22 protein-coding genes and 1 pseudogene are annotated in these 26576 nt (G+C 60.4%); 7 read left to right on the top strand and 16 right to left on the bottom strand.

Translation table 11 applies throughout. The features are described 5' to 3' along the window. Positions 1 to 155 precede the first annotated feature (155 nt). The 3 genes from KGB20_RS27185 to KGB20_RS27195 are packed head-to-tail and all read left to right on the top strand — an operon-like array spanning position 156 to position 5367. The gene (locus KGB20_RS27185; RefSeq protein WP_057712492.1) at positions 156 to 1259 is read left to right on the top strand and encodes an efflux RND transporter periplasmic adaptor subunit; all 1104 of its coding nucleotides are present in this window, start codon (positions 156 to 158) and stop codon (positions 1257 to 1259) included. Beyond that, positions 1256 to 2320, top strand: coding sequence for an efflux RND transporter periplasmic adaptor subunit (locus tag KGB20_RS27190; RefSeq protein ID WP_154910745.1), 1065 nt, complete (start codon positions 1256 to 1258; stop codon positions 2318 to 2320). The genes KGB20_RS27185 and KGB20_RS27190 overlap by 4 nt, the downstream gene beginning before the upstream one ends. Then, the gene (locus tag KGB20_RS27195) at positions 2317 to 5367 is read left to right on the top strand and encodes an efflux RND transporter permease subunit (RefSeq protein ID WP_154910744.1); all 3051 of its coding nucleotides are present in this window, start codon (positions 2317 to 2319) and stop codon (positions 5365 to 5367) included. Before KGB20_RS27190 ends, KGB20_RS27195 begins: the two co-directional genes overlap by 4 nt. Before the next feature lie 119 nt (positions 5368 to 5486). Here the strand turns inward: KGB20_RS27195 and KGB20_RS27200 are convergent, their stop codons facing one another. The 13 genes from KGB20_RS27200 to KGB20_RS27260 all read right to left on the bottom strand — a co-directional run bounded on the left by KGB20_RS27200 (position 5487) and on the right by KGB20_RS27260 (position 18783). Then, positions 5487 to 6113: a class I SAM-dependent methyltransferase gene (locus KGB20_RS27200; RefSeq protein ID WP_150812055.1), complete on the bottom strand. Its 627-nt coding sequence runs from the start codon at positions 6111 to 6113 to the stop codon at positions 5487 to 5489. Between the two features lie 197 nt (positions 6114 to 6310). Next, complete coding sequence (locus tag KGB20_RS27205; RefSeq protein WP_154910743.1) at positions 6311 to 6667, bottom strand: DUF6124 family protein; 357 nt, start codon at positions 6665 to 6667, stop codon at positions 6311 to 6313. Positions 6668 to 7135: 468 nt separating this feature from the next. After that, positions 7136 to 7780 carry a methionine ABC transporter permease gene (locus KGB20_RS27210; protein WP_057712488.1) on the bottom strand — a complete coding sequence of 215 codons (645 nt, stop codon included), beginning with the start codon at positions 7778 to 7780 and terminating at the stop codon, positions 7136 to 7138. After that, positions 7770 to 8891 carry a methionine ABC transporter ATP-binding protein gene (locus KGB20_RS27215; RefSeq protein ID WP_154910741.1) on the bottom strand — a complete coding sequence of 374 codons (1122 nt, stop codon included), beginning with the start codon at positions 8889 to 8891 and terminating at the stop codon, positions 7770 to 7772. Before KGB20_RS27215 ends, KGB20_RS27210 begins: the two co-directional genes overlap by 11 nt. A 2-nt stretch (positions 8892 to 8893) precedes the next feature. Next, complete coding sequence (locus KGB20_RS27220; protein ID WP_057712486.1) at positions 8894 to 9703, bottom strand: MetQ/NlpA family ABC transporter substrate-binding protein; 810 nt, start codon at positions 9701 to 9703, stop codon at positions 8894 to 8896. 119 nt (positions 9704 to 9822) lie between these two features. Further along, entirely contained in the window at positions 9823 to 11181 is a 1359-nt protein-coding gene (locus tag KGB20_RS27225) for an LLM class flavin-dependent oxidoreductase (RefSeq protein WP_154910740.1), read from the bottom strand. Continuing rightward, positions 11181 to 12374, bottom strand: a complete 1194-nt coding sequence (locus KGB20_RS27230) for an SfnB family sulfur acquisition oxidoreductase (RefSeq protein WP_154910739.1) — start codon at positions 12372 to 12374, stop codon at positions 11181 to 11183. The genes KGB20_RS27225 and KGB20_RS27230 overlap by 1 nt, the downstream gene beginning before the upstream one ends. Before the next feature lie 23 nt (positions 12375 to 12397). Beyond that, positions 12398 to 13630 (bottom strand): SfnB family sulfur acquisition oxidoreductase, encoded by a 1233-nt coding sequence (locus KGB20_RS27235; RefSeq protein WP_154910738.1) that lies wholly within the window; start codon positions 13628 to 13630, stop codon positions 12398 to 12400. 385 nt (positions 13631 to 14015) lie between these two features. After that, a complete protein-coding gene (locus KGB20_RS27240) occupies positions 14016 to 14780 on the bottom strand; it encodes a hypothetical protein (protein ID WP_223533229.1) in 765 nt (254 codons plus the stop codon). A gap of 482 nt (positions 14781 to 15262) precedes the next feature. Beyond that, positions 15263 to 16018, bottom strand: coding sequence for an L-cystine ABC transporter ATP-binding protein TcyN (gene tcyN / locus KGB20_RS27245; protein ID WP_108216113.1), 756 nt, complete (start codon positions 16016 to 16018; stop codon positions 15263 to 15265). A 4-nt stretch (positions 16019 to 16022) separates the two neighbouring features. After that, the gene (gene tcyL, locus KGB20_RS27250) at positions 16023 to 16688 is read right to left on the bottom strand and encodes a cystine ABC transporter permease (protein ID WP_007983131.1); all 666 of its coding nucleotides are present in this window, start codon (positions 16686 to 16688) and stop codon (positions 16023 to 16025) included. Next, entirely contained in the window at positions 16688 to 17488 is an 801-nt protein-coding gene (gene tcyJ, locus KGB20_RS27255) for a cystine ABC transporter substrate-binding protein (protein ID WP_090452489.1), read from the bottom strand. Before tcyJ ends, tcyL begins: the two co-directional genes overlap by 1 nt. A 302-nt stretch (positions 17489 to 17790) precedes the next feature. Further along, entirely contained in the window at positions 17791 to 18783 is a 993-nt protein-coding gene (locus KGB20_RS27260) for a D-cysteine desulfhydrase (RefSeq protein ID WP_057712479.1), read from the bottom strand. Positions 18784 to 18973: 190 nt separating this feature from the next. Between KGB20_RS27260 and epsC the strand changes: the two genes are divergently transcribed. Both epsC and betT read left to right on the top strand, forming a co-directional pair. After that, entirely contained in the window at positions 18974 to 19900 is a 927-nt protein-coding gene (epsC, locus tag KGB20_RS27265; RefSeq protein ID WP_090452493.1) for a serine O-acetyltransferase EpsC, read from the top strand. 375 nt (positions 19901 to 20275) lie between these two features. Next, positions 20276 to 22231: a choline transporter BetT gene (betT, locus tag KGB20_RS27270; protein WP_191626061.1), complete on the top strand. Its 1956-nt coding sequence runs from the start codon at positions 20276 to 20278 to the stop codon at positions 22229 to 22231. Between the two features lie 9 nt (positions 22232 to 22240). On the opposite strand, the gene KGB20_RS27275 is transcribed toward betT, so the two are convergent. Next, entirely contained in the window at positions 22241 to 22501 is a 261-nt protein-coding gene (locus tag KGB20_RS27275; protein WP_102670676.1) for a hypothetical protein, read from the bottom strand. A gap of 165 nt (positions 22502 to 22666) precedes the next feature. Next, a complete protein-coding gene (locus tag KGB20_RS27280; protein WP_150812046.1) occupies positions 22667 to 23407 on the bottom strand; it encodes an SDR family oxidoreductase in 741 nt (246 codons plus the stop codon). A 120-nt stretch (positions 23408 to 23527) separates the two neighbouring features. Here KGB20_RS27280 and KGB20_RS27285 point away from each other — a divergent pair. Continuing rightward, a pseudogene (locus tag KGB20_RS27285) lies at positions 23528 to 24417 on the top strand (LysR family transcriptional regulator). A gap of 116 nt (positions 24418 to 24533) precedes the next feature. Continuing rightward, positions 24534 to 25571, top strand: coding sequence for an L-glyceraldehyde 3-phosphate reductase (mgrA, locus tag KGB20_RS27290; protein ID WP_150812044.1), 1038 nt, complete (start codon positions 24534 to 24536; stop codon positions 25569 to 25571). A gap of 124 nt (positions 25572 to 25695) precedes the next feature. Here mgrA and tauD read toward each other — a convergent pair whose 3' ends face one another. Further along, positions 25696 to 26538 carry a taurine dioxygenase gene (tauD, locus tag KGB20_RS27295; RefSeq protein WP_154910736.1) on the bottom strand — a complete coding sequence of 281 codons (843 nt, stop codon included), beginning with the start codon at positions 26536 to 26538 and terminating at the stop codon, positions 25696 to 25698. Between the last annotated feature and the right edge of the window lie 38 nt (positions 26539 to 26576).

The raw sequence follows: 26576 nt of genomic DNA on the forward strand, positions 1-26576 counted from the left end.
ACCGGGGCTCATTGTCAGGCATGCACAGGCGTCTATGGCAAGTGTTTCAGGGCTGAAAGAGTGTGAGCTTTTTCTTCATAAGACGCTCGTGCAAGGTTCCAATCCTGTTCTAAGCTCTCTGTCGAGTTGTACATGGAAAAGGCCAAGGAGTTTGCATGGTGGTTCCCGGATTTAAAGTAGTCATGGCCTTAAGTGTCGTCACCCTGCTGACGGCTTGCGACGAGAAAAAACCCGTGCAGGAATACCTGCCACGGGTGTTCGTGCAAGTCGTCAAGCCGGCCGATTACGCGGTCCCGGTTACCCTCACCGGTGATATCCAGGCCCGGGTACAGACGGAGCTGTCTTTCCGCGTGGGTGGCAAGATCATCCAGCGCTCGGTCGACGTCGGTGATCGAGTGACCGCCAAGCAAGTGCTGGCCCGGCTCGACCCCAAGGATTTGCAGACCAATGTCGATTCGGCCCAGGCGCAAGTCGTCGCCGAGCAGGCGCGGGTGACGCAAAGTGCGGCGGCGTTCGTGCGTCAGCAAAAATTGCTGCCCAAGGGTTACACCAGCCAGAGCGAATACGACTCGGCCCAGGCAACCTTGCACAGCAGCCAGAGCGCCCTGAGCGCTGCCAAGGCGCAGTTGGCCAATGCCAAGGATCAGTTGAGCTATACGGCGCTGATCGCCGATGCACCGGGGATCATTACCGAGCGCCAGGCGGAAGTCGGCCAGGTGGTGCAGGCGACGATGCCGATCTTCAGCCTGGCCCGTGACGGCGACCGGGATGCGGTGTTCAACGTCTACGAATCGCTGCTGGCCGAGAAGCCGAGAGATCACACCATTGTCCTCAGCCTGGTCGATAACCCTGCGATCAAAACCACTGGCACCGTACGCGAAATCACCCCGGCGGTGTCGGCGCAATCCGGAACCGTGCAGGTCAAGGTCGGCCTCGACAAACTGCCCGACGGCATGCAGTTGGGGTCGGTGGTGAGTGCCACGGCCAGCGGATCGGGCAAGTCGGTCATCGAGTTGCCGTGGTCGGCGCTGACCAAAAACATCAGTGCCCCCGCTGTCTGGATTGTCGACGACAAGGGCAAGGCCCAATTGCATTCAGTCACGGTCGGCCGCTACCTGACCGGCAAGGTCATCATCAGCGGCGGGTTGAAGGACGGGGACAAAGTCATCATCGCCGGCGGACAACTCTTGCACCCGGACATGGAAGTCGAAATTGCCGAAAACACTTACAAGGATCTGACGTGGGGAGCCAAGCCATGAAGCCTTTATGGGCGTTGTCCATCGGGCTGGTGCTGAGCGCCTGTTCCAAAAACGAACCGCCGCCGGCGCCGGTACGGCCGGTGTTGTCGATCAAGGTCCAGACCTTGAGCGAAGAGGACCTGGGCCGCTTCGCCGGCAGCATCCAGGCGCGTTATGAAAGCAATACCGGCTTCCGCGTGGGCGGGCGAATCGCCAGCCGTAACGTCGATGTCGGCGCCGCGGTGGAGAAGGGTACGCTGCTCGCCACCCTCGACCCTTCCGACCAGCAGAACCAATTGCGTTCGGCCCAGGGTGACCTGTCGAAAATTCAGGCGCAACTGATCAATGCCAAGGCCAGTGCCCTGCGCCAGCAAGCCTTGTTTGATCGTGGGGTCGGCGCGCAAGCGCAACTCGACGAGGCCAACACGGACCTCAAAACCACCCAGGCCTCCCTCGATCAGGCCCGGGCGGCCGTCAACCAGAGCAAGGACCAACTGGGCTACACCGAGCTGCGCGCCGATCATAAAGCCGTGGTCACCCAGTGGAGCGCCGAGGCCGGGCAAGTGGTAACGGCCGGTCAGCAAGTGGTGACTCTGGCGCAACCGGACATCAAGGAAGCGGTGATCGACCTGCCCGATACCCTGGTCGATCAACTGCCCAGCGATGTGGTGTTTCTGGTCGCTGCGCAGCTGGATCCGAGCATCAACACCACCGCCATCATCCGTGAAATCGAACCTCAGGCTCAAAGCGCCACACGCACCCGTCGCGCCCGCCTGAGCCTGGCTGAAACACCAGATGGCTTTCGCCTCGGCACAGCCATCAGCGTCACCCTGAGCTCGGCGATCAAGCCGCGTATCGAGTTGCCTGTCACCGCGCTGCAGGAGGTCGATGGCAAGCCACGCATCTGGGTGATTGATGCACAGAGTAAAACCGTCTCCCCCCGTGACATCACCGTGATCAGCCGTACCGACAGCACCGTGGTGCTGGCTGGCGGCGTGAAGAACGGCGAGCGGGTGGTCAGTGCCGGTGTGAACAGCCTCAAGCCGGGGCAACCAGTGAAAATCGACGAGGACAGTCAATGAAAGGGCCTTTCAACCTCTCGGAATGGGCCCTCAAGCATCAGTCGTTCATCTGGTATCTGATGTTCGTCGCGTTGTTGATGGGTGTGTTCTCGTATTTCAACCTGGGGCGCGAAGAAGACCCTTCGTTCACCATCAAGACCATGGTGATCCAGAGCAAATGGCCGGGGGCGACCCAGGAGGAAACCCTCGAACAGATCACTGACCGGATCGAGAAGAAGCTCGAGGAGCTCGACTCCCTCGACTATGTGAAAAGCTACACGCGCCCCGGCGAATCGACGGTGTACGTGAACCTGCGCGACACCACCAGTGCCAAGGACATCCCGGAAATCTGGTACCAGGTGCGCAAGAAGATCAACGACATCAAATACCAGTTCCCGCAAGGCATACAGGGGCCGTCGTTCAACGACGAGTTCGGTGACGTCTTCGGGTCGATCTACGCCTTCACCGCCGACGGCCTGACCATGCGTCAGTTGCGCGACTACGTGGAACAGGCCCGCATGGAAATTCGCGGCGTGCCGGGGCTGGGCAAGATCGAAATGGTCGGCCAGCAGGACGAAGTGCTGTACCTGAACTTCTCCACGCGCAAACTCGCTGCGCTGGGCATCGATCAGCGTCAGGTGGTGCAGAGCCTGCAAACCCAGAACTCCGTGACCCCGGCGGGTGTCATCGAGGCCGGGCCGGAGCGGATTTCGGTGCGCACTTCGGGGCAGTTCGCTTCGGAGAAAGACCTGGCCGAGGTCAACCTCAAGCTCAATGACCGCTTCTATCGTCTGGCCGACATTGCCGAAATCAGCCGCGGCTACGTCGATCCGGCCTCGCCGGAATTCCGCTTCAACGGCAAACCGGCCATCGGCCTGGCGATTGCCATGCAGAAGGGTGGCAACGTCCAGGCGTTCGGCAAGGCTCTGCACACCCGTATCGACGAGTTGACCGCCGACCTGCCGGTCGGTGTCGGCATTGACAACGTCTCCGACCAGGCCGTGGTGGTGGAGGAGGCCGTTGGCGGCTTTACCAGCGCGTTGTTCGAGGCCGTGGTGATCGTACTGCTGGTCAGCTTCGTCAGCCTTGGCGTGCGTGCCGGGCTGGTGGTGGCGTGCTCGATCCCGTTGGTGCTGGCGATGGTGTTCGTATTCATGGAATACAGCGGCATCACCATGCAGCGGATTTCCCTCGGTGCACTGATCATCGCCCTCGGTCTGCTGGTGGACGATGCGATGATCACCGTGGAAATGATGGTTACGCGTCTGGAGTTGGGTGAGACCAAGGAGCAGGCGGCGACCTTCGCCTACACCTCCACGGCGTTCCCGATGCTCACCGGTACGCTGGTGACGGTGGCGGGCTTCGTGCCGATCGGCTTGAACGCCAGCTCGGCCGGTGAATACACCTACACCCTGTTTGCGGTGATTGCCTGCGCGATGTTGGTGTCGTGGGTGGTGGCGGTATTGTTTGCGCCGGTGATCGGCGTGCACATTCTCAGTACCAACGTGAAACCCCATGAAGGCGAACCCGGGCGTATCGGCAAGGCGTTCAACGGCGGGCTGCTGTGGTGCATGCGCAATCGCTGGTGGGCCATTGGCATCACCGTACTGTGCTTTGTACTGGCGGTGTTCAGCATGCGCTACGTGCAGAACCAGTTCTTCCCGTCTTCGGATCGGCCGGAAATCCTGGTGGACCTGAACCTGCCGCAAAACGCCTCGATCGACGAAACCCGCCGGGCCGTCGATCGCCTTGAAGCCACGCTCAAGGACGATCCGGACATCGTGCGCTGGAGCACCTACGTCGGCCAGGGTGCCATTCGTTTCTATCTGCCACTGGACCAACAACTGCAAAACCCGTTCTACGCGCAGTTGGTGATCGTCAGCAAAGGCCATACCCGTGAGGCCATGATGCAGAAGCTTCGCGAGCGCTTGCGCAACGACTTCGTTGGCATCGGCAGTTATGTCCAGGCACTGGAAATGGGCCCGCCGGTAGGGCGTCCGATCCAGTACCGGGTCAGCGGCAAGGACGTCGACCAGGTGCGCCGACATGCCATCGACCTGGCCACTGAGCTGGACAAGAACCCGCACATTGGCGAGATCATCTACGACTGGAACGAACCGGGCAAAGTGCTGCGGATCGACATCGCTCAGGACAAAGCGCGGCAGTTGGGGTTGTCTTCGGAGGATGTGGCCAACCTGATGAACGGCATCGTCAGCGGCCAGTCGGTGACCCAGGTCGATGACGACATTTACCTGATCAACGTGGTCGGTCGCGCGGTGGATTCCGAACGCGGTACGCCGGAAACCCTGCAGAACCTGCAAATCGTCACGCCGAGCGGCACGTCGATTCCGCTGCTGGCGTTCGCCACGGTGCGCTACGAACTGGAGCAGCCGCTGGTGTGGCGTCGCGATCGCCTGCCGACCATCACCATCAAGGCAGCGATACGCGACGAGATCCAGCCGACGGACCTGGTGAAAATCCTCAAGCCGTCCATCGACGATTTCGCTGCCAAATTGCCGGCGGGCTACAAGGTCGCCACCGGTGGTACGGTGGAGGAAAGCGGTAAGGCCCAGGGACCGATTGCCAAGGTTGTGCCGCTGATGCTGTTCTTGATGGCGACCTTCCTGATGATCCAGCTGCACAGCGTGCAGAAGCTGTTCCTGGTGGCCAGCGTTGCGCCGCTGGGGCTGATCGGCGTGGTGATCGCGCTGGTGCCTACCGGTACGCCGATGGGCTTCGTGGCGATCCTCGGGATCCTGGCGCTGATCGGTATCATCATTCGCAACTCGGTGATCCTGGTGACCCAGATCGAGGAATACGAGCTGAAGGGCTATGCACCGTGGGATGCAGTCGTGCAGGCCACCGAACATCGGCGCCGGCCGATCCTGCTGACCGCGGCGGCGGCGAGCATGGGGATGATCCCGATTGCCCGGGAAGTGTTCTGGGGGCCGATGGCCTACGCGATGATCGGCGGGATCGTTATCGCCACCTTGCTGACGCTGCTGTTTTTGCCGGCGCTGTATGTGGCCTGGTACAAGATTCGCGAGCCGAAGAAAGAGGTGCAGTAAAGGCGAGCGCTTCGCGCTCTATTCGCGAGCAAGCCCGCTCCCACATTTGGAATGCATTCCCCTGTGGGAGCGGGCTTGCCCGCGAAGACGTCAGCACAACCACCGCAAATCTGCGGGCTTTACACCTTGCGCCAGACACTCGCCAACCAAGGCTGCTGCTCCCGCGGTAGCCCTGTCGGCCGGTAGTAATGCTCCAGCTCCACAAACCCCGCCTCGATCAACAAATGCTGCCAGGCCGCCAGGTCGTGATACGACCCATAACGCGGCCCGTTCCAGCCTTCCTGATTGTCCCCACGAGGATTGGAACTGAACAACACGCCACCCGGTTTCAACGCTCCCCACAACTGCTTCAACACCCGTGGCAACTCCTGACGCGGAACATGAAACAGCACCGCGTTGGCAAAGATCCCGTCGAAGCGTTCGGCCGGCAGATCGAGCTTCAGGAAATCCTGCTGCCAGACCTCGCAACCACTGTCCTCACGGGCCATCTGCGCGAGTTTTTCCGAACCGTCGAGGCCGACAGCCCTGTGGCCCATGCGGGTGAAGGTTTGCAAATCCCGACCCGGCCCGCAGCCGAAATCGAGAATGTCGAAAGGCGCATCGCCCTGAATGTGCCGCAGCAGGGCATCGATGTTCTGGCTGACGTCGTGATCGCGGGTGCCTTCACGGAAGTCTTCGGCCACTGCGTTGTAATGGCCCAGGGTGGTGGCGGTGATCTGTTCGAGGTCGTCGGGCGTCTGTTTCATTGTCGGGCTGCGCGGGCAATAGAGATTTGGCCAATATACGCCATCAGGTTGGGGGCTGCTTCGCAGCCATTCGCGAGCAAGCCCGCTCCCACATTTAACCGAGTCGAACAAATGGTTTGTGTTCGCCAGAGATCAGATGTGGGAGCGGGCTTGCTCGCGAAAGCTGCATCACTGATAACGGATGACTAGAGCCTGACTCAACTTTTTTTCATCCCCAGACATTCAATGGAGTGATCCACCATCGCCTTGGCAATCTCCAGCAAATGCCAGATCGAGTACACCATCGCACGGTCGGCGCCCTTGAGTTGATCGCCACACTGATACGCCGTGACCGAAGCACAGCGCAGCAGATCGGCCACATACAACTGGGTGTCTTCAAAACTCACGTCTTTGCTGACGTTGTAGAAGCGCATTTCATCGGGCGGTGCGGGTTGCTTGCCGGTGAGGTAGAAATCGATGGCCCGATAAAGCACGGAGCGATCTCTGAGCGGGTCTTCGGTGATGGTTTCGTTGTCGGGATTTTCGGGAGGCGGATCGGGTACGGATTTTTCCATGAGTGTTGCTCCTATTGCTGCATGGGAGCCATCACTTATCGCCTACTAAACGATTGGGTGGCGGCTGTACGCAGGTTAGTAGGCCGGTCAATAGGAAAACCGGTGCACCCGAAGGTGCCCCACGCACAGCCACCATATTCTGCATGCGGCAAAATTTGCCGGACATGAGCATGGAATCGCTATGCGCCTATTGTTCCGGGCTACTAAACCCGATCACTGATGAGCAGTGACGGACCGAGACTAGCCACCGGTTTTGGCAGGCGCAAGCGAGCGAAATGATCTAGGAAATGTCCTGCAAAGGAAAGGGAACGGACCTTCGGAAACGCTGATTTCTTTGTACGAAATATCGCCAGGATCGCCACTCGTGTAGGAGCGAGCTTGCTCGCGAAAAACCTGAGGGCGCCACGGGGAATCTGGCTTCCCGCGTTATCGTTGACCTCCATCGCGAGCAGGCTCGCTCCTACAGAGCTACCGCTTGTTGAGGCCCCGCGCCAACCGATCCCCACCGAGCTGAATCACCGCCACCAACGCCACCAGCAACACAATCACCGTCAACATGATCTGGCTATCAAACCGCTGATACCCATACCGATAGGCAATGTCCCCCAGTCCACCGGCGCCAATCGCCCCGGCCATGGCCGAGGAGTTGATCATCGTCACCAGGGTGATGGTGAACCCTCCAACAATCCCCGGCAGCGCTTCCGGCAACAACACATGCCAGACGATGTGCCAGCGCCGGCAGCCCATGGCTTGCGCCGCTTCGACCAAGCCGTGGTCGACCTCGCGCAAGCTGACTTCGGCAATGCGCGCAAAGAAAGGCGTAGCGGCGATGGTCAGCGGCACCACGGCGGCCCACACGCCGTAAGTGGTGCCGACGATGAGCCGGGTGAACGGAATCAAAGCGACCATCAGGATCAGGAAAGGCACCGAGCGGAACAAGTTCACGAATGCGCCCAAAGCGCGGTTCAGCGCTGGCGCTTCGTAGATGCCGCCCTTGGAACTGGTGACCAGGATCACTGCCAGCGGAATGCCCGCCAACAGCGCGATCAACGACGACACGCCGACCATCAGGAAGGTGTCGATAAAGCCCTGCAGCAAGCGATCAAACCACATAACCCAGTACCTCCACCTGTTGCGCCCAATGAGAGGCGCGCTGACACAACTCCTCGGCATCGAGGGACGAGCCGGTCACCGCCAGCAGCAGTTGCCCAAGCGCATGGCCCTGAATCCGTTCCACGCCGCCTTGCAACAAGCGCACGCGGCCTCCGAGGGCGCTGAACAGTGCCGCCAGATCCGGTTCGTCGCGTTGGCTGCCGGTGAACTGCAAGCGCAGGACCACAGCGGCGTCGCAGGCATTCGATTGCGCCAACAGACGGCTTTGCAGTTCTTGCGGCAAAGCGTGTTGCAACGGCGCCAGCAATGTCTTGCTGACCTCATGCTGTGGATTGCCGAACACTTCCCAGACCGGGCCTTGCTCGACGATTCTCCCGTGCTCCAGCACCACCACCCGGTCACAGATTTCACGGATCACCGCCATCTCGTGGGTGATCAGCACAATGGTCAGGCCCAGGCGTTGATTGATCTCGCGCAGCAGGCCGAGAATCGACTGCGTAGTCTCCGGGTCCAGTGCCGAGGTGGCTTCGTCACACAGCAGGATTTGCGGGTCATGCACCAGCGCCCGGGCAATGCCCACGCGCTGTTTCTGCCCGCCGGACAACTGCGCCGGGTAAGCCTTGTGTTTGGCCTGCAAACCCACCAGTTCCAGCAGTTCACGGACTTTGCGCTCGCGTTGTTCCTTGGGCACGCCAGCGACTTTCAACGGCAGTTCGACGTTCTGCCAAACGGTCTTGGCCGACATCAGGTTGAAGTGCTGGAAGATCATGCCGATGCGCCGCCGCAGCGCCACCAGTCGGTCTTCGTCGAACTCGCCGATGTCCACTTGATCGATCAGCACCCGACCGCTGCTTGGCTGTTCCAGGCGATTGATGGTGCGGATCAGCGACGACTTGCCGGCGCCGCTGCGGCCGATGATGCCGAACACTTCGCCGCGCTGGATCGCCAGGTCGATGCCGTGCAACGCGGCCACCGGTCCTTGCTGGCCGTTGTAGGTTTTACCCAGGCCGATGAAGCGTACGTGGGCATGGTTGAGTTCGGGATGCAGCTCAGTGCGCTCTGCGCTTTGCGGCTCTGGAATCTCCAGTCGCCGTTGGATGGCGGCGGTCATGCTCAGCTTTCCCAGCCGGCTTGATAGAGCTTGCCGTGGGCTTTATCCAGTGCGGCGCGCACAGCCGGTGAGTGCTGGTAGATGTCGACGAACTTGATCAGGCGCGGGTCGGTTTTGCTCTTGGGCTGGATCACGAACTGAATCACGTACTCCTTGTGATCGAGGCCGTCGAACAGCAGCGCGGAGCCCGCGTCGAAGGTTTTCGACAAGCGAATGTAGGCCGGGTAGCCCTGCACCAGATCGGCATCGTCATAGGCACGTACCAGTTGCACGGCTTCGACCTGGAGGATCTTGATGTGCTTCGGGTTGGCGATGATGTCTTCTTCGGTGGCCTTGTAGCCGACGCCGGGCTTGAGGGTGATCAGACCGGCCTTGGCCAGCAGCTGCAAGCCACGACCGCTGTTGATCGGATCGTTGGCGATGGCCACGCTGGCGCCTTGGGGCAGTTCGTCGAAGCTTTTGTATTTCTTCGAGTAGAGGCCGACGTTGTTGATGATCCCCGGCGCGAACGGCACCAGATCGAAACCTGATGCTGCCTTGGCGTTTTCCAGGAACGGGATGTGCTGGAAGTAGTTCACGTCGATGTCGCCGGCGGCGAGGCTGACGTTCGGCGCGATCCAGTCGGTGAACTCCACCAGTTCGACCTTCAGGCCTTGTTTGCCGGCTTCTTCGACCGCTGCTTCCAGGGGGATGGCGAAGGCGGCGGTGGTGCCGATTTTCAGCGGGGCGTCGGCGGCGAAGGTCACCGAGCTGAACAGGCCGAGGGCCAGGGCCAGTGCTTTGACTGGGTGGGAGAGGTAGTTCTTTTTCATGATGAGTTATCCAGTCAGTGCATTAAATTTGTGGTGTCTGTTCGGGCCTCTTCGCGAGCAAGCCCGCTCCCACAGGGGAATGCATTCCAAATGTGGGAGCGGGCTTGCTCGCGAAGCTTTTAGCGGCGGTAAGCCGAACCGGTATGTTGCTCAGGCAAAAACGCCTCCCGCTGAAACAGCTTTTCGCGCAAGGTCCCGTCGTCGTACGCGGTCTTGTAAGAGCCCCGCCGTTGCAACTCGGGGATCACCAGTTCGATGAAGTCCTCATAGCTTTCCGGCGTGACGATGCGGGTCAGGTTGAAGCCATCCAGCCCGGTTTCGGCGATCCACGATTCCAGTTCATCCGCCACTTGCTGCGGTGAACCGACCACGGTGATGTAGCGACCGCCCAGGGCGTGTTGTTCGAGTAATTTGCGTCGGGTCCAGTCGTTGTTTTGCAGGTGTTTGGTGGCGGACTGGATGGCGTTGCTCTTCACGTACTGGATCGGCTCGTCGATTTCGTACTGAGAAAAATCGATCCCGGTGGACGCCGAGAAGTGCGCCACGCCGGCCTCGGCACTGGCGTAGCTCAGGTACTCGGCGTGCTTGGCCCAGGCCAGCTCCTCGGTGGCGCCAACGATCACGTTCAGGCCCATGAACACCTTGATGTCCTCGGGATTGCGCCCGGCTTCGACGGCGCTGGCGCGCACCTTGTCCACCTGCGCCTTGGTCGATGCCTTGGTCTGGCCACTGATGAACACGCACTCGGCATGTCGCCCGGCGAACAGCAAACCGCGATCCGAGCTGCCGGCCTGGAACAGCACCGGCGTGCGCTGGGGTGAGGGTTCACACAGGTGATAACCCTCGACCTGATAGAACTCGCCCTTGTGCTCGACCTTGTGCACTTTGTCCGGCTGCGCGTAGATCCGTTGCCGTGGATCGTTGAGCACCGCGCCGTTTTCCCAACTGCCTTCCAGGAGTTTGTAAAGCACCTCCAGGTACTCATCGGCCTGGTCATAGCGGCGGTCATGCTCGACCTGTTCGCTCAGACCCATGGCCTTGGCGGCGCTGTCGAGATAGCCGGTGACGATGTTCCAGCCGACCCGCCCACGGCTCAGGTGATCCAGGGTCGACAGGCGGCGGGCGAACAGATACGGCGCTTCGTAGGTGAGGTTGGCGGTCAGGCCGAAACCGAGGTTTTTCGTCACCGCCGCCATGGCCGAGACCAGCAGCAGCGGGTCGTTGACCGGCAACTGGATCGACTCTTTCAACGGCACGTCCACCGAGCTCTGGTAGACGTCGTAGACCCCGACGATGTCGGCGATGAACAGGCCGTCGAACAGCCCGCGCTCCAGCAGCTGCGCCAGTTCGGTCCAGTACTCGAGGGTGTTGTAGAGGGTTGATGTGTCGCGCGGGTGCGTCCACAAGCCGTGATTGATGTGCCCGATGCAGTTCATGTTGAACGCGTTGAGCAAGATCTTCTTTTTCGCGGCGGTCATCAAATGGTCCCCCGCAGTGGCGGGTTTTCATCGTTGAGGTAGTAATTGCCGACAGCGTGGTACTTCCAGCGCACCGGGTCGTGCAGGGTATGCACCCGGGCGTTGCGCCAGTGGCGATCCAAGCTGTGCTCAATCAGGGTCGCCTGGCTGCCGGCCAGTTCGAACAGTGTGCTGCCGGCGGCCAGGGAGATTTCGGTGCTGAGGGCGCGTGCTTCGGCGACGGCAATCGAGGCGGCCGCGACGGTCTCGGCATTCGTGTCGGCCTGGGCCTTGTCGAGGAGTTCACCGGCACGTTCCAGCAGCGCCTCGGCGGCGTGCAGGCGAATGCTCAGGTGGCCGAAGCTCTTGAGGGTCAGCGGATCGTCCGTGGCGTTTTCGTGGGTGGCGTCGATCCAGGGCCGGGTTTTCGTGCGCACGAAATGCAGCGCATCTTCATACGCGGCGCGGGCGATGCCGGTGTCGATGGCGGCATGGAGAATCTGCGCCAGCGGGCCGACCGGAGTCGGGCGCTCGAAAGCGCTTTGAAAGGGGATCACATCTTCGGCTGCGACGTAGACATCTTCGAACACCACCGAACCGCTGCCGGTGGTGCGCTGGCCGAAGCCGCTCCAGTCGTCGATCACGCTCAGGCCCTTGCTGTTGCGCGGGACGAACGCCAGTTGCTGCACGCCGTTTTCATCCACCACCGAGGTGGGAATGCGCTGGGCGTAGATCGCGCCCGTGGCGTAGAACTTGCGACCGTTGATGCGATAGCCGCTACCGTCGCGAGTCAGGCTGGTGACGCGATCGTGTGCGGTTTTGGTGCCGAGTTCGGCCAACGCATTGCCGAAGCGTTGCCCGGCCAAAACCTCGGCGTACAGGCGTTGCTTCTGCTCGTGGCTGCCGTTCACCCGCAGTACTTCGAGGGCATAGAAATGGTTCTGCGGGATCTGCCCCAGAGAGCCGTCGGCCCGGGCGATCAAGGCGATGACCTTGGCCAGGGTGACGTTGGAAACACCGGCGCCGCCATACTCTTTTGGCACGCTGATGCCCCACAGGCCCGATCGGGAAAACACTTCCAGTTCCGGGTGTGGCAAGCGGCGTAAACGGTCGCGTGTGGCGCTGTCGCGTTTGAAGTCTTCGGCAAGGTCGCTGGCGACGATCAGCGCTTGTTCATCGCTGGCGATGACCGCGACGTGGTGAGAACTTGTCATGTGTTTCTCCAGATGTCTGGTCGTCAGATCCAGGAATGGCGATTAGGCAGCGTGCCGTTGAGGCGATAGGCGCCGACCGCGTGATACTTCCAGCGCACCGGGTCGTGCAGGGTGTGCACCCGGGCGTTGCGCCAGTGGCGGTCGAGGTTGAATTCGGCGAGGGTCGCGCGGCTGCCGGCCAGTTCGAGCAGCTTTTCGCTGGCCAGCAACGAAATCTCGGTGGTCAGCACTTTGGCTTCGGCCACGGCAATCGAGGCGCGGGCGGCGGACTCGGCGGTGAGTGGTGCGGCGCTGACGTCATCGAGCACTTGCCCGGCCTTGCGCAGCAGTGCTTCGGCGGCGTGCAGTTCGATTTTCAACCTGCCGATATCGGCGATCACGTACAGGTCATCACTGGCCCGCTCGACCTTGGCGTCGATCCATGGCCGGGCGCGGGTTTTCACGAAGTCGATGGCGTCGTCGATGGCGCCTCGGGCGATGCCGGCGTCGATGGCCGCTTGAATCAGCTGCGAGACGGCACCCTGGATGTTCGGCGTGTCGTTGATCCGCCAGTTATCCACCACCAGTTCGGGATCGGCCTGCACGTTGTTGAGCAAAATCGTGCCGCTGGCGGTGGTGCGCTGACCAAAACCGGACCAGTCATCGACAATGCGCAATCCCGGTGTGCCACGACGGATGAACGCCAGCACCTGCTTGCCATCGTCGTTCAACGCTTTGACCGCAACCCAATGAGCGAACAGTGCGCCGGTGGAATAGAACTTCTGGCCATTGACGACGCCGTCAGCGGTGATGCGCGCCTTCAGTTCCAGGGTGTTTTTGGTGCCGCGTTCCGGCCCGGCATTGCCGATGCGCCAGCCTTCCAGGACGCTTTTGAACAGTTGTTGTTTCTGCGCTTCGGTGGCGCTGCCGAGCACCAGGTTAAGAATGCCGAACTGGTTTTGCGGGATCTGCCCAAGCGCCGGGTCGGCGGCGGAAATGATCGCGAAGACCTCGGCCAGGGTGACGAACGAAACCTGCGGGCCACCGTACTCGCGGGGGATGGAAATGCTGCCCAGGCCGCTGCGGGTGAACTGCTCGATTTCCGACCATGGGAGCTTGCGCTGCTGGTCTCGTTTGGCTGCTTGCAGGCGGGCGACTTGCGCCAGTTCGTGGGCCGCCTTGATGGCTTGAGCGTCGTTGCGCAAGATTTGTGCGGGCAACAATAACGGGGCGATGTCCAGGTCACTCTGGACGATTGCATCTGTCAGACTGGACATCAGTGCCGCTCCTTGGCTGCACGCAATGCCCTGGCGATCTGCACTGGGGTGATTGTGTTCCGGACCATACCTACCTCACATCTTATGGAAGCGCCGCTTGTGGCAGCGCATGAAAACAAGGATGTCCGGTGGTCCGGTGTATATACCCTAAACGTGTATAAATATTTTATGAACTAACTTTTAGGAATATAGATAGAAGGGTGTTCTCGAGGGAGAGCGCAATCCCTGTGGCGAGGGGGCTTGTCGGATCGCCGCACCGTCCCGTTCGACTGCGCAGCAGTCGCAAAACCTTTCTCCACGATTTATTTGAATGGACTCAATTGCAGGGTTTTGGGGGCGCTTCGCACCCCAACGGGGGCAAGCCCCCTCGCCACAGAAGCGGTGTTCATTGCCTGCGGGGTTCGGCGGCCTTGAGCACTTTTTTCGGGGGGACTTTCAGATAAGGATTGGCGCAACCGATTTTCAGCGTACGGGCTGGCGCCCAGCGGGAGTTGTTTCCCACCCGGTCGAGAATGCAGTACGTCACTTCCAGCCGCAGGTCTTCACCGGCTTCGAGGATGATGGCCGGCGGTATCCAGACCTGAATCGGCTGACCCACATCGACGGCCTTGAGCCGTGGCAGATCCATGCGCACATCGCCCCAGCGCAGGGTGATTTCGTCGTCGACGGCCATGTTCAGATACGGCTCGATGGTCAAGGGAACACCGCGCTTGACCTGGCTCGGATTGACCCCCTGACGGCGAATCGCCTCGGGAATGCTCACCGGTGCCAGGCACTGGTTTTCATCGCCGCACAGTGCGGAGGGTTGGCCACCTGGGCAGTCGAGTTTGGTCTGCACGTTTCGGCTGGCCGAAATCACCGGGTCTCGACCCACCTGCATGACCCGGTAGTGAATGCGCGAGGTCCCGTTGGCGACAAAACTTTCAGGCACCCGCAGCTGCACCGGTTGGCCGACATCGCTGGCCGTCAGCACGCGGGAGGCCACGTAGCAGCTGTCCCAGAACAGTTCGATCAGGTCGCCTTCGTCCATGGCGGGGTAGGGCGCCACATCGATCAGCAGGTGCGCCGCGCAAGTGACGTTGATGCCGGTCTTGTTGGATTGCGCCAGGGTCGGGGCCACAAGCCCGGATTTGTTCGAGGTGCTTTTCATGAAGTCTCCTTGAAGTCTTGCAGCGAAGTCCGTTTCTGGGAATTCAAAAACTAAATATCGAACAGCAAAACCATTCATTACTTTTAATTGAAATAATGAGTTTTGGCGTGAAGAGTGATGTTGGTCGGAGACTAGATAAGAGTCAGGGGGAGCAAGTGTCAATGAGATTTATTAGTTGTGGGTGATGCGTGATGTTATTCAGAAAGTTCCTACGGCGCAAAGTAAGTAAACCATGCCGCTGCGTCGAATTTGTCCGCTGAAAGTGGCTGAAGCCGGGCGGATCGGCTGGCGTTGTTGGCCAGGTGCTGCGAAAGGAACATGGTGGAGGTAGGGGGGGAATTGTTGCGATGCATATATATGTACCGCGCGCGCGTACAAAATATGTATATAGAATAGATGGATTTAGTTTGGTATTGATGAGGTGTTTTTTTTCGGGGGTGTCACTTCCGTCCATGGAAGATGACCATTGTTGAGCAGGGTTGTTAGTTGTGGGCGTTATTCAGAAACTTGCTGAGAAACTGTTTTGTCCGCTCCTCTTTCGGGTTGGCAAACAATGCCTTCGCTTCGCCTTGCTCGACGATCACACCCTTGTCGAAAAACACCACCCGGTTGGCCACGTCCCGGGCAAAGCCCATTTCGTGGGTAACGATCACCATGGTGCGCTTCTCTTCGGCCAGGCCGCGGATGGTCGCCAATACCTCGCCCACCAGCTCCGGGTCGAGGGCCGATGTCGGCTCATCGAACAGGATCACTTCGGGCTCCATCGCCAGCGCCCTGGCAATCGCCACGCGCTGTTGCTGGCCACCGGAGAGGCGACGCGGGTAAGCGTCCTCCTTGCCCGCCAGGCCGACCTTGGCCAAGAGCTTCTTACCCAGGGCAACGGCGTCGGCATGTGGGGTCTTCTTGACCACGATCGGGCCTTCGATGACGTTTTCCAGGGCGGTGCGATGGGGGAACAGGTTGAAGTTCTGGAACACGAAACCTACGTGCTGGCGCAAACGCCGCACCAGGCTCTGCTGTTGGTTCAGGGGACGGCTGGTATCGACCTCGATATCGCCGACCTTGATCCGGCCGCTGGTGGGTTCTTCCAGAAAATTCAGGCAGCGCAGGAAGGTGGTCTTGCCCGAACCGCTAGGGCCGATGATCGCGACCACCTCGCCTTCCTTGACCTCAAGATCGATGCCGTTGAGCACGACTTGACCCTTGAACTGCTTTGTCAGTTTTTCCACGACAATCATCGGGTCAGGACTCCTGGTCGTGCCGATTGACCCGCGCTTCCAACTGGTTCTGCAGGTGCGACAGCACCGTGGCCAGGACCCAGTAGATCAGTGCGGCGGCAAGATACATGGTGAAGATTTCGAAGGTGCGGGCGGTGATCAGCTGCGCCTGACGGAACAGTTCCGGCACCTGGATGGTAGCGGCCAGCGCGGTGTCTTTTACCAGCGAAATGAAGCTGTTGCCCAGCGGCGGCAATGCGGTGCGCATCGCCTGCGGCAGGATGGCCCGGCGCAGGGTCTGCGCGCGGGTCATGCCGATACTGGCAGCCGCTTCCCACTGGCCGCGCTCGATGGAGCTGATCGCGGCACGCAGGATTTCACAGGCGTAGGCGGCCATGTTCAGCGAGAAGCCGATCAGGGCCGCTGGCAGCGGATCCAGTTCCAGACCCAATTGCGGCAAGCCGTAATAGATCACGAACAGTTGCACCAGCAACGGCGTGCCGCGAAAGAACGACACGTAGATGCGGGCGATCCAGCTCACCAGTTTGAAGCGCGACAGGCGCATCAGCGCCAGACCGAACCCCATCACCAGGCCGAAAAACATCCCGCCCAGGCTGAGGATGACCGTGTAATACGCGCCCTTGAGCAGAAAGGGCGCGGAGTCCAGTGCGAGTTGAAAAGCTTCTTCCATTATTGAGTGACGTCAGCGCTGAAGTATTTTTCCGAAAGCTTTTTCAGCGTACCGTCGGCGCGCAGCTTGTCGATGGCTTTGTTCACAGCTGCCAGCAGCTCAGGCTCGCCTTTGCGCAGGGCAATACCGGCTTCCTGACGGGAGAACGCATCACCGGCGGCGGTGGTGTCCTTGGCTTTCTTGGCGTATTCGAGCGCGGCCAGGCGGTCGATCAGAATGGCGTCGATGCGGCCGACACGCAGGTCCTGGAACTTGGTTGGATCATCTTCGTAGGTGCGGACGTCAGCCTTGGGCACATTTTCTTTCACCCACTGCTCGTAGTTGGTGCCCAGGCCTACGCCGACTTTCTTGCCAGACAGGTCAGCGGCGGACTTGATGTTCAACTCGGCGGCCTTCTTCGTCAGCACCAGCGCCTGAATACCGGAAACGGTGTACGGCTCGGAGAAGTCATACTTCTTCTTGCGCTCTTCGGAGATGGTCACCTGGTTGATCACTGCGTCCAGGCGCTTGGATTCCAGGGCCGCGAGGATGCCGTCCCATTTGGTCGGTTGCAGCTTGACCTTCACGCCCAGCTCTTTGGCCAGGGCTTCGGAGAACTCGACTTCGAAGCCGGCCAGTTTGCCGTCGGCGTCGACGAAACTGAACGGTGGGTAGGTGCCTTCCAGGCCGACGTTGATCACGCCTTTGTCCTTGATTTGTTGCAGTTGCTCACCGGCAACCGCCTGGCCAATCAGGCCGGCGCTCAGTGCCAGGCCCAGCGAACCCACCAGCAGATTGCGACGTAGTGCGGAAAAATTCATGACAAGCCCCTGTGTTTTCTTATGGAAGACGCTTTTGTGAAAATTTGGCGAAATCGGGAATTAAGCGACAGCGCTATCCTGCCTTAAAGCAGCGTATGCGTCTCTCGAGAAATTCGCCTGTAGCATGACTATATGATGGCGTTTTTAGATTGGAAAATAATAATTAATCTTCTGGTTATTCCACTTTGGAATAGCTTGCGTTTTTACTGTAGGAGCGTGCTTGCACGCGATGGACGTCAACGATAACGCTGGCAACCTGACACCCCGCGGTGCCCTGTCGTCCATCGCGAGCAAGCTCGCTCCTACAGAAAATCCTTGTAGGCAAACAGCGCCGGTGCCCCGCCGGTGTGCAGGAAGATAATCGGCCCCTCGTTGAAACGCTGACGGCCGATACCGTCCAGCAAGCCCGCCATGGCCTTGCCAGTGTAGACCGGGTCCAGCAGCAAGCCTTCCTGGCTCGCCAGCAGTTTCACCGCCGCCAGTGTGCCGGCATTCGGCTCGCCATAACGCGGGGCGAAATACTCATCCCACAGCTCGACCTTGAAAGCCTCCGGCAGGCTGACGCCCAGCAACTCGGCGGTGCGTTCGGCCAGGCCTTGAACCTTTGGTCGCTGATCTTCATCGCTGCGCGAAACCGTCACGCCAATCACTGGCAGATCCGGCAGCGCTTCACTCAAGGCCAGTGCCAGGCCGCTGTGGGTACCGGCGCTGCCCGAGGCCAGGACCACAGCGGCGAACTTCAGGCCGGTGTCCTTGATCTGCTCGGCCAGTTCCAGCCCGGCGCGTACGTAACCCAGGGCGCCCAAGGCATTGGAACCACCGATCGGCACCAGGTACGGCTTCTTGCCGTTGCTGCACAGTCGGTTGGCCAGGGCTTGCAGTTGCTCGTCGGCGTTATCGAGGTTTTCCACCAATTCGACCTTGGCATCGAACAGGTCGAGCAGCAGGCGGTTGCCGTTGCCGGTGTAATTGCTGTCGTCAGTGCCGAGAGGATTTTCCAGAAGGGCTACGCAGCCCAGACCCAACTTTGCGGCAATGGCGGCTGTCTGGCGCACGTGGTTCGATTGCAGCGCCCCCGCCGTGATCAAGGTGTCGGCACCCTGGGCCAAGGCATCGGCGGCCAGGTATTCGAGTTTGCGCAGCTTGTTGCCGCCCATCGCCAGCGGCGTCAGGTCATCGCGCTTGACGTACAGGTCGCGGCCCAGCCAGGTCGACAGGCGTTCGAGTTTTTCCAGGGCGGTGGGCTGACCGAGCAGGTCGAGGCGGTTAAAGCGGGCGAGCTGTTGTTTGATCATGAGTCCGTACTGGCGGTTGAAGATCTCAGGACTATAGGCACGCCCAAAAGCCGGGGCAACCGTCAATCGCTTATAGCCAATCGAACTGAGCACAGCACTATTGGTTCTTAATTTGCCTCGCGACCCTTGCCGTAAAGTAATCGCCGTCAGTGCGGCCAGACAGTCCGGCCGCCCGTGAGGAGTTTTTACCGTGAGTGAGCGTTCCAGCCATTGGCAATTGCAGACCATCGTCAGCCAGCTGCGCACGGCACGTGAACAGTGGCGTGCACAAAACGGCCGGGCCAGCGGCGAGCAGGGCGGTCGCGAATTGCCGTCCCGCGCAGCCATGGCGGAGATTCTCGAAGCACTGTGCGGTGCGTTGTTCCCGATGCGCCTGGGGCCGGTTGACCTGCGCGAAGAGAGCGAAGATTTCTACGTCGGCCACACCCTCGATGTGGCGCTGAATGCGCTGTTGGCCCAAGCGCGGCTCGAATTGCGCTACGCCGCTCGCCACAGTGCCCAGGCCGAGACTGAAGTCGAAGCCAAAACCATCCAGATCATTCAGGACTTCGCCCTCGCGTTGCCAGGGTTGCGCAGCCTGTTGGACACTGACGTGTTGGCTGCCTATCACGGTGACCCGGCGGCGCGCAGTGTCGATGAAGTGCTGTTGTGCTACCCGGGGATTCTGGCGGTGATTCACCATCGTCTGGCCCACCATTTGTATCGCGCCGGGTTGCCGCTGCTGGCGCGGATCAGCGCGGAAATCGCTCACTCGGCCACCGGCATCGACATTCACCCTGGAGCGCAGATCGGCCGCAGTTTCTTCATCGACCACGGGACGGGTGTGGTGATTGGCGAAACCGCGATCATCGGCGAGCGCGTGCGGATCTATCAGGCGGTGACTTTGGGCGCCAAGCGCTTCCCGGCGGACGAAGACGGTCAGTTGCAGAAAGGCCAGCCACGACACCCGATAGTCGAGGATGACGTGGTGATTTATGCCGGGGCGACGATTCTCGGGCGGATCACCATCGGTCAGGGCTCGACCATCGGCGGCAATGTCTGGCTGACCCGCAGCGTGCCGGCGGGCAGCAACCTGACCCAGGCGAATCTGCAGCATGATGATGGGGCGCAGAAGTAGGCCTCTAAATCTCCACTGATTTTTCTGGCCTCATCGCGAGCAGGCTCGCTCCCACAGGGGAACGCGGTCAACTGTGGGAGCGAGCTTGCTCGCGATTGGATTTCAAGCCGAATCGAGCCAGTGGCCCTGATCTGATCCTGCGCCGAACCCTCCCTTGAGCTAGCGTAATACCAGTACCGCCGAGCCCTGCGATTAGTCCTTAGCCCCCTATCCATGTTTAACTTGAACGTTCATTCAAGTTAAACCGGCGGTTCGCTGCCCGCTCACAACAGGAGGCTTGCCTTTGCTGAGTCCGATTTCTACAGCCACGTTTTACCCCTTCGAGGTGCACCGAACATGAGTGCATCGTCCATCCCTCCAAGCGGCCTGATCCGCATGAATCCGCCGGTGTTCTGGTTCTCGGCAAGCTTCATTCTGTTGTTTGGTGTCGTTGTCATCGCCATGCCCGAGCAGGCCGGTGCCTGGTTGCTGGCGGCGCAAAACTGGGCGGCCAATACGGTCGGCTGGTATTACCTGCTGGCGATGACCCTGTATCTGGTCTTCGTGGTGGTCACCGCCTTGTCCGGCTACGGCAAGATCAAGCTCGGTGCCGACCACGACGAACCCGAATTCAGTTATTTGTCCTGGGCCGGCATGCTGTTCGCCGCCGGGATCAGCATCACCCTGTTTTTCTTCTGTGTGTCCGAGCCGCTGACCCACATGCTGCAACCGCCCCAGGGCGAGGCCGGTACGGCAGATGCTGCGCGCCAGGCGATGCAGATTCTGTTTCTGCACTGGGGCCTGCATGGCTGGGGCGTGTTCGCCTTTGTCGGCATGGCGCTGGCCTACTTTGCCTACCGGCATAACCTGCCACTGGCCCTGCGCTCGGCGCTGTATCCGCTGATCGGCAAGCGCATCAATGGCCCCATCGGCTACGCGGTGGATGGTTTCGGCATCATCGCCACGGTGTTCGGCCTCGGTGCCGATATGGGCTTCGGTGTGTTGCACCTCAACTCGGGCCTGGACTACCTGTTCGGCATCGCCCATACCCAATGGGTTCAGGTCGGCCTGATCACCTTGATGATGGGCGCTGCGATCATCGTTGCCGTATCCGGCGTCGACAAGGGTGTGCGAGTCATGTCCGACATCAACATGCTGCTGGCCTGTGCGCTGCTGCTGTTCGTGCTGTTCGCCGGCCCCACGCAGCACCTGCTCAACACCCTGATCCAGAACCTTGGCGATTACCTCGGCGCCTTGCCGATGAAGAGTTTCGACCTCTACGCCTACGACAAACCCAGCGACTGGCTGGGCGGCTGGACAGTGTTCTACTGGGCCTGGTGGATAGCATGGTCACCGTTCGTGGGTCTGTTCATTGCTCGGATTTCCCGTGGTCGCACCATCCGCGAGTTCGTCTTCGGCGTGCTGTTGATTCCGCTCGGCTTCACCCTGGCGTGGATGTCGATCTTCGGCAACAGCGCCATCGATCAAGTGCTCAACCACGGCATGAGCGCTCTCGGCATGTCGGCCATCGACAATCCGTCGATGACGCTCTACCTGTTGCTGGAAACCTACCCGTGGAGCAAAACCGTCATTGCGGTCACGGTGTTCATCAGCTTCGTGTTCTTCGTCACCTCCGCCGACTCCGGCACCGTGGTGCTGTCGACGCTGTCCGCCAAGGGCGGCAATCCTGATGAAGACGGGCCGAAATGGCTGCGGGTTTTCTGGGGCGCGATGACCGCATTGGTGACCAGCGCGCTGCTGTTTTCCGGCAGTATCGATGCGTTGAAGTCGGCGGTGGTCCTGACCTCGTTGCCGTTCTCGCTGATCTTGCTGTTGATGATGTGGGGGCTGCACAAGGCGTTTTATCTGGAATCGCAGAAGCAGATTGCGCAGATGCATTCCTTGGCACCGGTGTCCGGTTCACGGCGGGGCGGTTGGCGCCAGCGCCTGAGTCAGGCGGTGCATTTCCCGTCGCGGGATGAGGTCTACCGTTTCCTCGATACGACGGTGCGTCCGGCGATTGAAGAAGTGTCTGCCGTGTTCACCGAAAAGGGTTTGCACGTAGCGACACACCCGGACCCGGCCAATGACAGCGTCAGCCTGGAAATCGGCCATGGCGACCAGCATCCGTTCGTTTATCAGGTGCAGATGCGCGGCTATTTCACGCCATCGTTTGCCCGTGGCGGGATGGGTTCCAAGCAACTCAACAATCGTCGTTACTACCGGGCCGAAGTGCATTTGAGCGAGGGCAGTCAGGATTACGATCTGGTGGGCTACTCCAAGGAACAGATCATCAACGACATCCTCGACCAGTACGAACGGCACATGCAGTTCCTGCATCTGGTGCGTTGATCAAGGCTTTCACGTTTCGGTGGTCAACACCATGAACAACACCAGCGCCGCCACCGGGACACCGAACACGGCGCTACCGACCACCAGTTCGCTGCTCAATGGCTGGCCGGCATGCACTATGCCGACTGCGCCATTGATTAGCGTCAGCGCCAGCCACAGCAGGATAAAACTGTAGGCCAGGGTCTGGCGGGTGAAGCCGACTTTCTCGCCGATGTAGAGCATCAGCGCCAGGAGAATCAGGCCGAAGGTGATGATGATGGTGGTGTGCATGGTGGGTTCTGCCTGCCGGATATGTATTGACGGGGCGACCGCCTTCGCGAGCAAGCCCGCTCCCACATTGATCCTGATTGCTCACAAAATTTGTGTTCAAAGGAGATCTCTTGTGGGAGCGGGCTTGCTCGCGAAGGGGTCACCTCGGTATTGGTTTGAGCATAGTTAAACCAACCCACCATTCACCCGCAGAATCTGCCCGTTGACCCACGCCGAATCCGGCCCGACCAAAAGCGACACCACACGGGCAATATCTTCTGGCTGACCCAAACGCTCCAGCGGCGCCATTTTGGCGAAGGTCTGGATCTGTTCTTCGCTCTTGCCATGCAGGAACAAGTCGGTGGCCACGGGCCCGGGAGCCACCGCGTTGACGGTGATGTTGCGCCCGCGCATTTCCTTGGCGAATACCTGGGTCAGGGATTCCACTGCCGCTTTGCTGGCGATGTACACCGCGTAGCCCGGCAGGTTCATGCCGACGGTGCTGCTGGAGAAGTTGATGATCCGGCCACCGCTGTTCAGGCGGGTTGCCGCTTCACGCAGGGTATTGAAGGTACCGCGAGCGTGGATGTTGAAGTTCTGCTCGAACAGTTCGTCGCTGTGTTGCGCCAGCGGCAGCACTTTGAGGATGCCGGCGTTGTTCACCAACACATCGACCTTGCCGAACTGGGTTTCAACCTCGTCGAACATCCGGCGTACGTCGTCGGCGTTGGCTACATCGGCCTTGATCGCCAGGGCCTGGTAACCGGCCTGACGCAGCTCCACCACCCGTTTCGAGGCTTCGGTGGCGCTGCTGGCGTAGTTGATGGCAACGGCGAAACCTTCGCTGGCCAGTTGTTTGGCGATGACCGCGCCAATGCCGCGGGAGGCGCCGGTCACGATGGCAACTTTCGGAGTCTGATGAGCCATGTTGGTGTTCCTGTTGATGGGGTGTGAAGCCAATTTCACATGTTTACTCAGGGCGATAAATGCACGAGAGTTGCCTTGACTGTTCAATGATCGCCAACAATCGAGTGCCTGGAGTGAGCTGTGGACCAAGTCAAAGCGATGAAGGTTTTTGTGCGGATCTACGAGCGCAGCAGCTTCACGCAGGCTGCCGATGACCTGAACCTGCCACGCGCGACGCTGACCCACACCTTGAATCAGTTCGAGGCCTGGCTGGGGACGCGTTTGTTGGAGCGCAGCACGCGTAAAGTGCGTCCGACGCTGGATGGCGAGGCGTACTACCTGCGTTGCGTGCAACTGCTGGCAGAGCTGGAAGAAGCGGAATTGGCGTTTCGCGGTGTGGCACCGAAGGGCGGTTGCGGGTGGACTTGCACGGGACATTGGCCAAGCACTTCGTGATCCCGGCTTTGCCACAATTCATGGCGCGTTATCCCGACATCGAGCTGTCCATCAGCGAGGCTGACCGCTTTGTCGACCTGATCGCCGAAGGCGTCGACTGCGTGCTGCGCGCCGGCACTTTGAGCGACTCCGCACTGATCGGAAAACGTGTCGCCAACCTGCGTCAAATCACCTGCGCCAGTCCCGCCTATCTGCGCAAGTACGGCGAACCGAAAAGCCTTGCCGACCTGAGCCTGCACCGTGCGGTGAACTACGTTTCGCGCACGACGGCCAAGTTGTTCCCGTTTGAATTCATGGTGGACGGTGAACTCAAGGAAGTGGCCATCGACGGTGTGGTCTCGGTGTTCGGCGCGGAAATCTACGCCGCCTCGGCGATTGCCGGACTGGGCCTGATCCAGTGCCCGCACTATCGAATGCAAACGCAGATTTCCCAAGGCCTGGTGCAGGAAGTCCTCGTCGACACACCACCGCCATCGATGCCGGTATCGGTGTTGTACCCGCACAACCGACACATGTCGCCCAGGGTTCGGGTGTTTGTGGACTGGTTGGGGGAGGTGTTTGCGGGGGCCACGTGAAGATGAAACAAATGAAACGTTTCAGCCATTAGTCGAATCCGGGGTTTGTCCGGGCGTATGCTGGGCGACTGGCAAAGCAGTCGATACCAGATTCAAGACAGACAAGAGAGGATTCGATGACTTACACCGCTGCCGAAAACCGCTACGACTCCATCCCTTACCGCCGCGTGGGCCGCAGCGGCCTGGTGCTGCCGGCGCTGTCGTTGGGCCTGTGGCACAACTTCGGCGACAGCACGCCGATCGATACCCAGCGCGCGTTGTTGCGCACGGCATTCGATCTGGGCATCAACCATTTCGACCTGGCCAACAACTACGGCCCGCCGTATGGCAGCGCCGAGATCAACTTCGGCCGTTTACTGCGCGAAGACTTCAAGCAGTACCGCGACGAGCTGATCATTTCCAGCAAGGCCGGTTGGGACATGTGGCCCGGCCCTTACGGTCAGGGCGGCGGTTCGCGCAAGTACGTGCTGGCCAGCCTCGACCAGAGCCTGCAACGCCTGGGCGTGGACTACGTCGACATCTTTTATTCCCACCGCTTCGATCCGGACACCCCGCTGGACGAAACCGCCAGCGCACTGGCCACTGCGGTGCAGCAGGGCAAGGCGCTATACATCGGCATTTCGTCCTATTCCGGGGTGAAAACCCGCGAAATGGCGGCGTTGCTCAAAGAGTGGAAAGTGCCGCTGCTGATTCACCAACCAGCCTACAACCTGCTCAATCGCTGGGTGGAAAAAGACTTGCTGGATACCACCGACGAACTCGGCACTGGCGTGATTGCCTTCACGCCGCTGGCGCAGGGATTGCTGACCGACAAATACCTCAACGGCGTGCCGACGGATGCACGGGTCAATCGTCCGGGGGGTGGTTCGTTGCAGGCGTCGCACTTGTCCGAGGCCAACATCGCCCAGGTGCGGGCACTCAACGAAATCGCCCAGCGTCGTGGCCAGAGCCTGGCGCAACTGGCGCTGGCCTGGACCCTGCGCGATCCTCGGGTCACTTCGGCCTTGATTGGCGCAAGCCGGCCGGAGCAGATCATCGAGAACGTCGGGGCGTTGAAGAACCTGAGCTTTAGTGCAGAGGAACTGGCGGAGATTGACCGGTTTGCCCAGGAGGGCGGGATCAATCTTTGGGAGAAGCCTTCTATTGCTGAATAAGTTTCAGGCGGCGGCCTTCAGATTGCTTTCGCGAGCAAGCCCGCTCCCACAGGGAAACGCATTCCAAATGTGGGAGCGGGCTTGCTCGCGAAGAGGCCAGAGCCAACAATGAAGAACCTGGGGTTCAGCGAAAAAACGGCACATCCCCCAACACCGTCGCCCGCTGCATCACCCGCCGCGCCGGCCGGTAGTCATCCACCGCGTAATGCTGGGTCACGCGGTTATCCCAGAATGCGATGTCGTCTTTCTGCCAGCGCCAGCGAATGGTGAATTCCGGCCGCGTTGAATGGGCGAACAGGAACTTCAGAATCGCCTCACTCTCGGTTTCCGACAGCTCGTTGATCTTCGAAGTGAAACCTTCGTTGACGAACAGCGAGCGGCGCCCGCTTACCGGGTGCGTGCGGATCACCGGGTGCGACAGCGGCGGATTCTTGCGCCGTGCTTCTTCCCACTGGGCCAGCGCCTCGGGCGTGTTGCCATAGCGCTCCAGCGGAAATGAACGAGTGAAGTCATGGGTGGCGGTCAGACCTTCGAGCAAGGTTTTCAGCGGCGTCGACAGGGCTTCATAGGCGGCAATCCCGCTGGCCCATAACGTGTCGCCACCAAACTCCGGCAGCAGCTTGGCACTGAGCACCGCACCCATGGCCGGGGTCGGCAGGAAGGTGATGTCGGTGTGCCAGATCGCGTTGTCGCGCACGTCGGTGACGGCGGTGTCGAGGATCAGCACTTCCGGTTGTTCCGGCACATTGGGGTAGATTGGGTGAATGTGCAGGTCGCCGAAATTCGCGGCGAATCGCGCCTGTTGCTGTGGCGTGATCGGTTGGTCACGGAAGAACAGCACCTGATGCTTGAGCAGGGCCTGTTCGATGGCATCGCGCTGCTCCAGGTTCAGCGGCTGGCTGATGTCGATGCCGCTGATTTGCGCACCGAGGGCGGAGCTTAGGGGGACGATGGTCAGGTGGCTCATGGTGGTTCTCTTAAATCCGGGGGGCCGTGCTTTTTGTG

This window comes from Pseudomonas sp. BF-R-30 (genome assembly GCF_019956175.1).
GTDB classification, from domain to species: Bacteria; Pseudomonadota; Gammaproteobacteria; order Pseudomonadales; family Pseudomonadaceae; genus Aquipseudomonas; species Aquipseudomonas jessenii.